Origin of the sequence: Micromonospora sp. NPDC023956 (assembly GCF_040639195.1) — a bacterium.
Lineage (GTDB): Bacteria > Actinomycetota > Actinomycetes > Mycobacteriales > Micromonosporaceae > Micromonospora.
In genome coordinates this window covers 220656-233056 of record NZ_JBEZZN010000007.1, presented here as the reverse complement: position 1 = coordinate 233056, position 12401 = coordinate 220656, and the positions used below count along the sequence as shown (strand labels likewise).

The window sequence follows — 12401 nt, the reverse complement described above, 5'->3', positions numbered from 1 at the left end:
CGCCCGCCGCGCAGGGGGGCGGCGGCCGACGTGGACGGAACGGGGAAACCGTGACCAGGATTGATGACGTCGCCAGGCTCGCGGGGGTCTCCACGGCCACCGTGTCCCGCGCGCTGCGCGGGCTCCCCACGGTCTCGCCGGCGACCCGACGACGGGTGCTGGCCGCCGCCGAGCAACTCGACTACGCCGTCTCGCCGAGCGCCTCCCGCCTGGCCGGCGGGCGCACCGGCACGGTCGCGGTGGTCGTTCCCCGGATCACCCGGTGGTTCTTCGGCACCGTGGTCGAGGCGGTCGAGGCGGTCCTCCACTCCGCCGGGTACGACCTGCTCCTCTACAACCTCGGCGGCCAGGCGCAGGCACGGCAACGGGTGCTGCGGACCGCCAACCTGCACAAGCGGGCCGACGCGGTGCTGCTGGTCGCCACCCCCCTGCGGTCGGCCGACCTGACCGCGCTCACCGCGCTCGACCTGCCCGGCGTCATCGTCAGCTCCGGCACCGTCGTCCCCGGCTGGCCGAGCGTACGGATCGACGACGTGGCCGCCGCCCGGACCGCCACGGACCATCTGCTCGCCCTCGGCCACCGCCGGATCGCGCACCTCTCCGGCGACCCGGAGGACGAACTGGCGTTCACCACCCACCTCGACCGACGGCGCGGACACCACGAGGCGCTGCGCGCCGCCGGGGTGCAGCCGGACCCCCGCCTGGACGTGGAGGGGCCGTTCACCATCGACGGCGGCAACCAGGCCACCGTCGAGCTGCTACGCCGGGGTGACCCGCCGACAGCGATCTTCGCCGCCTGCGACGAGATGGCGATGGGCGCCATCGCCGCGCTGCGCGAGGCCGGGCTACGGGTGCCGCAGGACGTCAGCGTCATCGGCATCGACGACCACGACCTCTCCGTCGTGCTGGGGCTCAGCACGGTGGCCCAACCCGCCGCCGAGCAGGGCCGGCTCGCCGCCCGGATCGTGCTCGACCCGCTCGTCGGCGCCACCGGGACCGGCCGGTCCGCCACGCCGGTGATTCTCCCCACTCGCCTGGTGGTACGTGATTCCACCGCCCCACCGAGGGCACACTGAACGGATTCGACCGCCCCGGCCGGGCAGCGTGGCGACGGCCGGTGGGAACCATCCGGCTCGACACTCGGGAGAAGGCCCTGAACACCCACCACGACCCGCAGGAATCCGGCGGTGGCCCGGCCACCGGCTGGTGGACCGAAGCCGTCATCTACCAGATCTACCCGCGTTCCTTCGCCGACTCCGACGGCGACGGCATCGGCGACCTGCCGGGCATCACCGCCCGACTCGGGCACCTCGCCGATCTCGGGGTGGACGCGGTCTGGCTGTCCCCGTTCTACCCGTCGCCCCAGGCCGACGCCGGCTACGACGTGTCCGACTACCGGGACGTCGAACCGCTGTTCGGCACGCTCGACGACGCCGACCGTTTGATCGCCGACGCGCACGCCCGGGGCATGCGGGTGATCGTCGACCTGGTTCCCAACCACACCTCGTCGGCGCACGCCTGGTTCCGCGCGGCGCTGGCCGCCGGGCCGGGCAGCCCGGAACGGCAGCGGTACGTCTTCCGGGACGGCCGCGGTCCGGACAGCACCGAGCCGCCGAACGACTGGCAGAGCACCTTCGGCGGGCCGGCGTGGACCCGGGTCGCCGACGGGCAGTGGTACCTCCACCTGTTCGACCCCGCCCAGCCCGACCTGAACTGGGACAACCCCGAGGTGCGGGCCGAGTTCCTGGACGTGCTGCGGTTCTGGCTGGACCGGGGCGTCGACGGCTTCCGGGTCGACGTCGCGCACGGGCTGGTCAAGCAGGCCGACCTGGCGGACTGGCAGGAACCCCAGGAGATCCTCTCCTCGGGCCACGAGGTCGACAAGCCCCGTCCGCCGATGTGGGACCAGGAGGGCGTGCACGACATCTACCGTGACTGGCGTCGCCTGCTGGACAGCTACGACGGCGAGCGGATCCTGGTCGCCGAGGCGTGGGTGGAGCCGGCCGAGCGGCTCGCCCGCTACGTCCGCCCGGACGAGATGCACCAGGCGTTCAACTTCGAGTACCTGCTCGCCTCCTGGACCGCGCCGGCCCAGTACGCGGTGATCACCCGTTCGCTGGAGGCCACCGACGGGGTCGGCGCGCCGACCACCTGGGTGCTCTCCAATCACGACGTGGTCCGGCACGCCTCCCGGCTCGGGCTGCCGATCGGCACGCCCCGCCCCAACGGCATCGGCGTGGACGACCCGCAGCCGGACGCCGCGCTCGGCCTGCGTCGGGCGCGGGCGGCCACCCTGCTGATGCTCGCCCTGCCCGGCTCGGCCTACCTCTTCCAGGGCGAGGAACTGGGGCTGCCGGAGCACACCTCCCTTCCCGACGAGGTCCGGCAGGACCCGACCTGGAAGCGCAGCGGGCACACCGAGCGGGGCCGGGACGGCTGTCGGGTACCGATCCCGTGGGAGGCCGACGCCCCGTCGTACGGCTTCGGGCCGACCGACGCGAGCTGGCTGCCCCAGCCACCGCTCTGGGCCGAGTACGCGCTGGACCGGCAGCGCGGGGTGCCCGGCTCGACGTACGAGCTGTACCGCACCGCGCTGCGCCTGCGCCGGGAGCACGGCCTCGGCCGGGGCACCCTGCGCTGGCTGGCCGCCGGCGACGAGGTGCTGCACTTCGGCAACGGTGCGGTGGGCGTGCTGACCAACTTCGGCGCGGCGGCGGTGCCGCTGCCGGACGGCGCCGAGCTGCTGCACGCCAGCGGCCCCCTCGACGACGGCCTGGTGCCCACCGACGTCACGGTCTGGTACCGCGCCTGAGGCGGGGCAGGGCCGCTTCCTGTCGTACCGGGCCCCCTGCCAGACGCCGGGGGCCCGGTGCTGCCCGCCCGGTCAGAGGCGTTCGGCGCGGGTGTGCAGGAGGGCGTGCACGTCGGCGATGTCGCGGGGTGAGGTCCGCGAGGCGAGCCAGTACATGATCCCGGTCGGGACGAAGAAGAGCTGGAAGGCGGCCAGCCCGACGGCGAAGTTCAACGGCGGCGGGAACGCCCCCCGCAGGGCGTGGAAGGCCACCCCGACCAGGCCGTTCCCGGCCGCCCGGCCGACCCCGTTGACCAGGTTGCCGAGGCTGTAGACGGTGCCCCGGTGCTCGGGCGGGTTGACGTCGGCGATCAGGGCGAACCAGTTCGGCGAGTTGGCCGACGTCAGCGCGAGTGCCAGGACGGCGGTGAGCAGGCTCAGCCCGACCGTCGGTTCGGTCAGGACGCTGGCCAGTACCGCGGCGATCACCGCACCGGCGCCCGCGCCGTCCGGTACGTCGATCCGGATCGGCACGAAGAAGAGCACCAGGTACAACGGGACGGCCGCGAGGATGCCGACCGCGGCGACCAGGGCCCGGCCGCGCGGGGTACGCCGTTGCAGCGCGTCGCCGACCAGCCCGCCGACGATGGAGAAGACCCCGCCGAGCTGGAACAGGGTGGCGAAGACGCTGCCCACCACGATCGCGGTGGCCGGAGAGTACCCCTGGTCCTCGGCCCGCTCGGTGAACAGCACCGGCAGCCAGACCAGTGAGCCGAAGGCCGCCTGCGCGGTGAGCCCCTGGAGGACCAGCCAGCGGTTGGTCCGCCGGTCCAGGATCCGGGGCAGGTCGGACCGGCTGATCCGGTAGTCGTACTCGGCGCCGTGGGCGAGCGCGCCGGCCAGCTCGGGTTCGCTCTGTCCGCGCCGGACGTCGTAGGTGAACAGGTAGGCCGCCGTGGCGGCCAGCCCGACCACGCTGAGCAGCAGGAACGGCCGACGCCAGTCCGCCGCGCCGAGGATGCCGCCGACCAGGGTGCCGGCGAGCGTGCCGACGCCCTGGGAGAGTCCCCAGAAGCTCATCACCAGGCCCCGGCGGCGGGGCGAGATCAGGTCGGTGACCACCGAGAAGCCGACCGAGCCGACCGCACCGAGCCCGACCGCCGCGACCAGCTGCGCCAGCAGGAAGACCGGGAAGCCGGGGGCGAACGCGCTGCCGGCGGTGCCGGCCGCCCAGAGCAGCGTGCCGGCCATCAGCAGCGGCTTACGGTTGGTCCGGTCGCCGATGTACGCCCAGCCCACCGCGGCCACCGCGCTGACCAGGAAGGTCACCGCGGTGACCAGGCCGACCATGCGCTGCGGCACGTCCAGGGAGTCGGCGATCGGGCCGTACAGCGGTGGGACCAGTCCGATCGCGACGTTGTCCAGCGAGGCGAGGATCACGAAGACGACGACGCTGTAGAGCCGGTGTGCCCGCGTACCGCCGCTGGTGGTGGTCATTCGGGCACTGAACCAGGGTCAGATAACGACCGGGTGACGACGCGCGGAAGCGTCAGAGGTATCCGCCCGGTTCGTGTCGGCCGGCCGACGGGGGGTGGCCTCCGGCGCGCAGCGCGTACAGCTCGGCGAGGGTCGCTCCGGCGGACGGCACCGCCGTGGCCCGGTCGGACGGCGTCCCGGTGGTCCCGTCGGCGGTGGCGAGCCAGCCGGTCGCCTCCGGATGGGACAGCGGGCCGACCTCGATCCGGGCCAGGCACCGGCCGGGCCGGGTGACCGCCGGGTGCAGCCGGGACAGGTCCTCGTTGGTGGTGATCGCGACGAGTACGTCCCGTCCCTGGCCGAGCAGCCCGTCGGTGAGGTTGAGCAGCCGGGACAGCGCCTGACCGGAGGTCTGCCGGGCCTCGCCCCGGATCAGCTCGTCGCAGTCCTCGACGATCAGCAGTCGCCAGCGGGGGCCGCCGTCCGGCTCGTCCTCGTTGCCGACCGCCACCTCGGAGAGGTACCCGGCGTCGGCGAAGAGGACGTCCGGGTCGAGGACACAGTCGACCTGGCACCACTGCCGCCAGGCGTGTGCGAGGGCGCGCAGCGCGGTCGTCTTGCCGGTGCCGGGCGCGCCGTGCAGGAGCACCAGCCGGCCCACCACGCTCTCCGGGGTGACCGTCATCAGCTGGTCGAAGGCGCGTCGGGCGGTGGCGGTGTAGTTGTCCCGGATGGTGGCCCACTCGGGGGTGGCCACGTTCCGGACGTCCCGCTGCGCGCCCCGGCGCGGGTTCTGGTGCCAGAACCCGATCCGGCCCACGCCGTCGTCCTCCGGCACGGTCGCCCCGGCCACGATCCGGTCGAGCGCGGCCTGGCCGACCTCGCCGCTGACCGCGGTGACGGTCACCTCCGCGCCGTAGCCCTTCCAGGTGACCACCCGGGCGGTCCAGCCGTCGCCACCGAGCAGCTGGGAGCGTTGCCGGGCCTCGATGGCGGTGCGCAGCAGCCGTCCGCCGGCGGGGACGAGCGGCGCGTCGGGCCGGGCCCGGGGCAGGCGGACGGTGTGCGACCAGGGGTGCCGGCCGGTGATGAAGTCGGCGAGCGCCAGCGCGTCGATGACGTCGCACGGGGTGTCCGTGTCGTCGTGGCGCAGGACGGACGGCAGGGCCGGGACGGATTCCACCGCCGGCACGGGGACGGCCGGGTGGGGAAGGTCGAGCGACGGGGTGGGGAGGTCGAGCGACGGCATCTGTCGATGATCCCGAGCCCGGCCTCCCCCGTACAGTCGATTACCCGTCAGTGGCGCGGGTGAGGAAGCGTTCCCGCGCCTCGGCGTAGCGCTGGCGGATCGCCGGGACCGGGTCGGCGGCGTACTCCCCGGTCCCGCCGACCGACCACTGTGGTGCCGCCGCGCCGCCGAGGGCGACCCAGGCGGCCTGGCGGGCCGCACCGTCCGCGACGTACTCGCCGGGCGGCGGGACGAGCACCGGGCAGCCGAAGACCTGTGGCGCGATCCGGCGGACCGCCTCCGACCGCGCGCCCCCACCGACCAGGACCACCCGGTCGACCCGGGCGCCCTGGGCGAGCAGGGCGTCGAGCCCGTCGGCGAGTGCGCAGAGCATCCCCTCGACAGCGGCGCGGGCCAGGTGCGCGGGGGTGGAGGTACGCAGTGTGAGCCCGTGCACCGCCCCGCTGGCGTCCGGCCGGTTCGGGGTCCGTTCGCCCTCCAGGTACGGCACCAGGACCAGCCCGTCCGCCCCGGGCGGGGCGGCGAGCGCCAGGTCGGCCAGCTCGGTCAGGTCCACCCGGAGCAGCGCGGCGGCGGCGTCCAGCACCCGGGCGGCGTTGAGCGTGCAGACCAGAGGCAGGTAACGGCCGGTGGCGTCGGCGAATCCGGCGACCGTGCCGGTGGCGTCGGCGGCCGGGGTGTCGGCGACGCTGAACACGGTGCCGGAGGTGCCGATGGAGACCACCACGTCGCCGGGGCGGGCCCCGACCCCGAGCGCCGCCCCGGCGTTGTCGCCGGCTCCGGGGCCGAGCAGCGCCCCGCCGGGCAGCCCTCCGAGCGTGCCGGCGGACCCGGCCGGGCCGAGCACGACGGGCACCTCCGGTCGCCGGCCGAGGGCCTGTTCGAGCAGGTCGAGCCGGTACCGACCGGTCGCCGGGGACCAGTAGCCGGTGCCGCTGGCATCGCTGCGGTCGGTGCGCAGCGCGGACAGGTCAGGCCTGCCGGGCCGGTCGTGCGGGCCACCGCCGCCGAGCCGCCAGGTCAGCCAGTCGTGCGGCAGGCAGACCGCCGCCACCCGCTCGGCGTTGGCCGGCTCGTGCCGGGCCAGCCAGCGCAGCTTGGCCACGGTCAGGCTGGCCACCGGCACGGTGCCGACCGCGTCGGCCCAGAACCGCCGGCCGGCCTCCCCCGGGCCCGCCTCGGCGACCAGTTCGGCGGCGGCCCCGGCGGAGCGGGTGTCGTTCCAGAGCAGCGCGGGACGGACCACCCGGCCGGCGTCGTCCAGGCAGACCATGCCGTGCTGCTGTCCGGCGACGGAGACGGCGGCCACGTCGGCCAGGCCACCGAGGTCATCGAGCGCACCGGTGAGCGCCTGCCACCAGGCTTCCGGGTCGACCTCGGTGCCGTCCGGGTGCCCGGTCCGGGCCTGCCGGACCAGCGCGCCGGTCTCCGCGTCCCGGACGACGACCTTGCAGGACTGGGTCGACGAGTCGACGCCCGCGACGAGCGGCATCGGCTGCCCCCTCAGCGCGCGCCGAGCAGGTGCTCGACGGCGAGCTGGTTGAGCCGGACGAAGCCGAAGCCCTTCGCGGCCACCGCGTCGACGTCCAGGTCCTCGGAGGCGGAGCGGTCGGCGAGGAGGTCGGCGGTGGTCTCGCCGGGGGCGAGGGTGGGCTCGGCCAACTCGGCGACCCGGCTGGCGGCGAGCGCCCCGGCCACCTCCGGGTCCGCCCGGAAGGCCGCCGCCCGCTCCTTGAGCAGCAGGTACGTCCGCATGTTCGCCTCCGCCGACGCCCACACCCCGGCGATGTCCTCGGTGCGGGAGGGCTTGTAGTCGAAGTGCCGGGGGCCGTCGTAGCCGGGTGCGCCGGTGATGCCGCCGTGTTCGAGGAGGTCGACCAGGGCGAAGGCGTTGAGCAGGTCGCCGTGACCGAAGACGAGGTCCTGGTCGTACTTGACGCCGCGCTGGCCGTTGAGGTCGATGTGGAACAGTTTGCCCTGCCAGAGCGCCTGGGCGATGCCGTGCACGAAGTTCAGCCCGGCCATCTGCTCGTGCCCGACCTCGGGGTTGAGGCCGACCAGGTCGGGGTGGGCCAGGGTGGAGATGAACGCCATCGCGTGCCCGACGGTGGGGAGCAGGATGTCGCCGCGCGGCTCGTTCGGCTTGGGTTCGAGGGCGAAGCGCAGGTCGTAGCCGGCGTCGATGACGTACTGGGTGAGCAGGTCGACGGCCTCCCGGTAGCGGTCCAGCGCGGCCCGGACGTCCTTGGCGACGTCGTACTCGCCGCCCTCCCGGCCGCCCCACATGACGAAGGTCTTCGCCCCCAGTTCGGCGGCGAGGTCGATGTTGCGCAGCACCTTGCGCAGCGCGTACCGCCGGACCTGCCGGTCGTTGCTGGTGAAGCCGCCGTCCTTGAAGACCGGGTGGGTGAAGAGGTTGGTGGTGACCATCGGCACGACCAGGCCGGTCTCGGCCAGGGCCGTGCGGAACCGGGCGATCCCCCGGTCGCGGGTGGCCGCGTCGGCGCCGAAGGGCACCAGGTCGTCGTCGTGGAAGGTGATCCCGTACGCGCCGAGCTCGGCGAGGCGGTGCACCGCCTCGACCGGGTCCAGTTCGGGGCGGGTGGCGTCGCCGAACGGGTCGCGACCCTGCCAGCCGACCGTCCAGAGCCCGAAGGAGAACTTGTCGGCGGGGGTGGGACGGGGTGCCATGGCGGACCTCCGGGGTGCGAGCGACTATTTGTTCACCGGTTGAATTATTTGGCGGTGCTGTGGCAGTGTCAAGGCCGTGAGCAATCCCGCCGACCCCGCGCCGGTCGGAGCGGTCCGCCAGGCCAGCCTCCGCGAGCTCAACCTCGCCCTGCTGCTCGGACGGATCGCCGCCGCGCCCCGACCGCCGTCCCGCGCCGAGTTGGCCACCGCCACCGGGCTCACCCGGGCGACCGTCTCCGCCGTGGTCGACGACCTGATCGGCGGTGGGCTGGTCACCGAGGTCGATCCGGCGCCCCGTACCGGGGCGGGCCGACCCGCCCGGGGCCTGCTGCTCGCCGGGCACGGGCCGGCCGGTCTCGGCCTGGAGATCAACGTCGACTACCTGGCGGTCTGCGTGCTCGACCTGGCCGGCACGGTCCGCCACCGCACCGTGCACCGGGCCGACCTGCGCCCGGTCTCCCCCGCCGAGATCCTCGCCCGCGTGGTGGACCTGGCCCGGCAGGCCCGGGTCGACGCCGAGGCACAGGGGCTCACCCTGGCCGGGGCGGCGCTCGCCGTGCCCGGTCTGGTGGACGCCGACGGCGTGGTCCGGCTCGCCCCGAACCTGGGCTGGCGGGAGGTGGACGTACCCGCGCTGCTCGCCGCCCACCCGCCGCTCACCGGAACGGTGCCCGGCCTGCCGGCGCTGGTGGTGGAGAACGAGGCCAACCTGGCCGCCCTGGGCGAGCTGCACACCGGGGAAACCGGGGCCACCGACTTCCTCTACGTCTCCGGCGAGGTGGGGATCGGGGCCGGGATCGTGCTGGACGGCGCGCTGTACCGGGGGGCCCGCGGGTTCAGCGGCGAGATCGGCCATCTCCCGGTGTACCCGGAGGGCCGTCCCTGCCGCTGCGGCGGGCGGGGCTGCCTCGAGCCGTACGCCGGCCAGGAGGCGATCCTCACCGCCGCCGGCCTGACCGGGGCGGACGTGGCCGGCGACGCCGTCCGGCTGGCCCGGCTCGCCGCCGGGGGCGAACCGGCGACCCTCGCCGCGCTGGCCGGGGCGGGGACCGCCCTCGGCGTGGCGGTCGCCGGGGTGGTGAACCTGCTCGACCTGCACACCGTGGTCCTCGGCGGCGGCTACGCACCGCTCGCGGAGTGGCTGATCCCCCCGGTGGCCACCGAGCTGTCCCGGCGGGTGCTCGCCGCGCCCTGGTCCCCGGTCACCGTCCGCCCGGCGGTGCTCGGCGGGGACGCCGCCGCGATCGGCGCGGCGGGATCGGTGGTGCGCCGGGTCATCGCCCGGCCAACCGCCTGGCTGGCCCGCGCCGGCTGACCCCGCATCGGCCGATGGGCGATCCGCCGCCGGGCTCGGTACGCTTGCCGTCGAGCAACTGTTGCGGACCCGAGGAGTTCCTGCCCAGCATGTGCACAGGTCAGCAGACCAGGGCATCCGGCCACCGACGGTGACCGCCACCCGACGCGGAGGGCACGCCGGGCCGGTCAGCGGCGCCGGCCGGTCCGCCCGGTCCGAGGACCGGTCCGCTGCCGAGGGGAGCGTCCCCACCGACGCCGCGCTCGCCCGCGAACTGCTCGACGGGCTGGCCGAGGCGGTCGTCACCGCCGACGCGCGGGGCGTGGTGACCCTGGTCAACGCGATGGCCGCCGAACTGCTGCCCGAGGTCACCCCCGGCAGCACGGTGGCGAAGGCCGCCGTACCGGCGCTGGCCGGGGCCGCCCGCGCCGGGGCGTCCAGCTTCGAGGTCGAGCACCGGGGACGGCTGCTGCGCGGGACGTGCCGCGCGCTCCGGGCCGGCGGACACGCCTGGTACGTCCGGGACGTCACCGAGGAGCGGGACCGTACCGACGCGCTGCTGGCCGAACGCTCCCGCACCGCCTTCCTCGCCCGGGCCGGCAGCCGGCTCGGCCTCTCCCTGCACCGGGAGCAGACGCTACGGACGTCGGTCACCCTCGCCGTGCCCTACCTCGCCGACGCGGCCGTGGTCGTCCACCGCCCGCCGCCGCCGGCCCCGGCCGACGCCCGGCCGGTCTGGGTACGCTTCGCCGACGGCGACCCCGCGCCGGTCAGCGGAAGCGGTCCGGCCGAACTGCCCGGGTCGGTGCCCGGACTCGCCGAGGCGCTCGACGGGGACCGTTCCGACGCCAGCCCGTGGCTCGACGCCGAACTGTCCGACCTCGGTCACGTGCTGCCGGAGGGCTTCGGCCGGCCCGGCACGATCCTGGTCACCCCGTTGTTCGGGGCGGGCGGCGCGGCCGGGGCGTTGATCCTGGCGCGCCGACCGGACCGGGCCGGCTTCGACCAGCGCGACGTCGAGGTGGTCCGGGAGTTCACCGCACGGGCCGGGGCCGCCCTGGCCACCGCCGACCTCTACGGCGAGCAGACCCACCTGGCCCGGGTCCTCCAGACCAGCCTGCTCCCGCCCGACCTGCCCGGGATCCCCGGGGTGTCACTGGCCGGCGGCTACCGGGCGGCCGGCGACAGCCTGCGGATCGGGGGCGACTTCTACGACGTCTCGGTCACCGCCGACGGCGGCACCTTCGCCCTCGGCGACGTCTGCGGCAAGGGCGTCGGAGCGGCCGTGCTCACCGGCCGGGTGCGGCAGTCCCTCCAGACCCTGCGGCTGGTCGAACGGCGTCCGCTGGAGCTGATGGCGCTGCTCAACCGGGCCCTGTTCGACGCGCCCGAGGCGATCCGGCGCAACCAGTTCACCACGCTGCTGCTCGGCACCTTCACCGTCGAGCCGGACGGCGCGCTGTGCCTGCGGGTCGCCGGGGGCGGGCACCCGGCACCGCTGGTCGTCGGGGTGGACGGTGCCGTCCGCTCGGCCACCGTCGGCGGGATGCCGGTCGGGGCGCTGAGCTCCGCGCGGTTCGTCGAGACGCGGATCCGGCTCGCCCCCGGTGAGCTGCTGCTGGCGTACACCGACGGGGTGACCGAGGCGCGCGGCGGCCCGGGGGTGCTGGAGATGTTCGGCGAGGGCCGGTTGCGCCAGGCGCTCGCCTCGGGAGCCGGCCTGCCACCCGAGGTCGTGATCGACCGGGTGCTGCAACTGGTCGACGAGTGGCTGGACGGGCAGAGCCAGGACGACATCGCCATGCTCGCCATCGCCCCGACACCGGACCGACCTGGGCCACGACGGTGACCGGGGACGGCGGAGCGCCGCTCGGGGAGCCGACGTCCGACCCGGACGTCGTCCGGACGTACCTGGACCATCTGGACCGGGTGGACCCGGAGGGCGCCACCCGGCTCGCGCTCGACCTGCTGGACCGGGGCTGGTCGGTCGCGGACGTCCTGGTCGACGTGGTGGCCGCCGCGCAGCGGGAGGTCGGCCGACGCTGGCTGTCCGGCGGGTGGAGCGTGGCCCAGGAGCATGCCGCGACGCACGTGAGCGAACAGGTGGTCGCCGCCGTCGGCCGCCGGACCGGCCGGTCGACCGGCCCCGGCCACGTGGTGATGGCCTGTGTCGAGGGCGAGTGGCACGCGCTGGCCGCACGGATCGTCGCCGAGGTGGTCCGGGCCGGCGGCTGGCGGGTCACTTTCCTCGGCGCCAGCGTGCCGCCCCGCCACCTGGTCAGCTACCTGCACCAGACCGGACCGGACGCGGTGCTGCTGAGCTGCGTGCAGCCGAGCCGGCTGGTCCGGGCCGCGCGGACGGTCGCGGCGTGCCGGACGGCGGACGTCCCGGTCGTCGCCGGTGGACCCGGCTTCGGGGCGGACGGCCGCTGGGCCGGGGCGGTGGGAGCCGCCGCCTGGGGTGCCTCCGCCCGGGACGCGGTGGAGCTGCTGGACCGCCACGACCATCTGGGCTCGGCGGGCGAGCCGGCCCCGACACCGCCCGACGACGAGCACGCCGCGGTGCTGCGCCGCCGCCGCGAGGTGGTGCAGGGGGTCACCCGTGCCGTGGTCCCGGCCGGGGACGAGGCCGAGTCGATGGCGGGCATCGCCGCCCAGGTGCTGGACTCGCTCGCCGCCGCGCTCCTGGTCGGCGACCCCGACCTGCTCGCCGACTTCGTCCGGTGGCAACGGCACGCCCTCGGCAGCCGTGGCTCCCTGCTCGACCCGCTCCTGAGGGGCTGCGCCGCCGCGCTCGGCGAACACCCCCGCGCCCTCGACTACCTGCGGCTCGCCCGGACCGCCGGGTAGCGGCACCCGGCGCCGCAGCCGGTTCCACCGCTGGCGGACATCCGGCACCT

General features: G+C 75.4%; 9 protein-coding genes. 5 read left to right on the top strand and 4 right to left on the bottom strand.

Features of this window, described 5'->3' with window-relative positions; genetic code table 11:
• The first annotated feature begins 50 nt into the window (after positions 1-50).
• Entirely contained in the window at positions 51-1076 is a 1026-nt protein-coding gene (locus tag AB0F58_RS16380; RefSeq protein ID WP_357143050.1) for a LacI family DNA-binding transcriptional regulator, read from the top strand.
• Between the two features lie 77 nt (positions 1077-1153).
• A complete protein-coding gene (locus tag AB0F58_RS16375; protein ID WP_357143270.1) occupies positions 1154-2812 on the top strand; it encodes a glycoside hydrolase family 13 protein in 1659 nt (552 codons plus the stop codon).
• Between the two features lie 72 nt (positions 2813-2884).
• On the opposite strand, the gene AB0F58_RS16370 is transcribed toward AB0F58_RS16375, so the two are convergent.
• From AB0F58_RS16370 to xylA, 4 genes are read right to left on the bottom strand one after another with little or no spacing between them, the layout of a single operon-like run.
• The gene (locus AB0F58_RS16370) at positions 2885-4288 is read right to left on the bottom strand and encodes an MFS transporter (RefSeq protein WP_357143047.1); all 1404 of its coding nucleotides are present in this window, start codon (positions 4286-4288) and stop codon (positions 2885-2887) included.
• Positions 4289-4340: 52 nt separating this feature from the next.
• Positions 4341-5516 carry a DUF5925 domain-containing protein gene (locus AB0F58_RS16365; RefSeq protein ID WP_357143045.1) on the bottom strand — a complete coding sequence of 392 codons (1176 nt, stop codon included), beginning with the start codon at positions 5514-5516 and terminating at the stop codon, positions 4341-4343.
• A gap of 40 nt (positions 5517-5556) precedes the next feature.
• The gene (gene xylB, locus AB0F58_RS16360) at positions 5557-7008 is read right to left on the bottom strand and encodes a xylulokinase (RefSeq protein WP_357143043.1); all 1452 of its coding nucleotides are present in this window, start codon (positions 7006-7008) and stop codon (positions 5557-5559) included.
• An 11-nt stretch (positions 7009-7019) separates the two neighbouring features.
• The gene (gene xylA, locus AB0F58_RS16355) at positions 7020-8207 is read right to left on the bottom strand and encodes a xylose isomerase (RefSeq protein WP_357143041.1); all 1188 of its coding nucleotides are present in this window, start codon (positions 8205-8207) and stop codon (positions 7020-7022) included.
• 76 nt (positions 8208-8283) lie between these two features.
• On the opposite strand from xylA, the gene AB0F58_RS16350 reads away from it, so the two are divergent.
• From AB0F58_RS16350 to AB0F58_RS16340, 3 genes are all read left to right on the top strand, one after another.
• Entirely contained in the window at positions 8284-9522 is a 1239-nt protein-coding gene (locus tag AB0F58_RS16350) for an ROK family protein (RefSeq protein ID WP_357143039.1), read from the top strand.
• 91 nt (positions 9523-9613) lie between these two features.
• The gene (locus AB0F58_RS16345; protein WP_357143037.1) at positions 9614-11350 is read left to right on the top strand and encodes a PP2C family protein-serine/threonine phosphatase; all 1737 of its coding nucleotides are present in this window, start codon (positions 9614-9616) and stop codon (positions 11348-11350) included.
• Positions 11347-12351, top strand: a complete 1005-nt coding sequence (locus AB0F58_RS16340; protein WP_357143035.1) for a cobalamin-dependent protein — start codon at positions 11347-11349, stop codon at positions 12349-12351. Before AB0F58_RS16345 ends, AB0F58_RS16340 begins: the two co-directional genes overlap by 4 nt.
• The last annotated feature ends 50 nt before the right edge of the window (positions 12352-12401 follow it).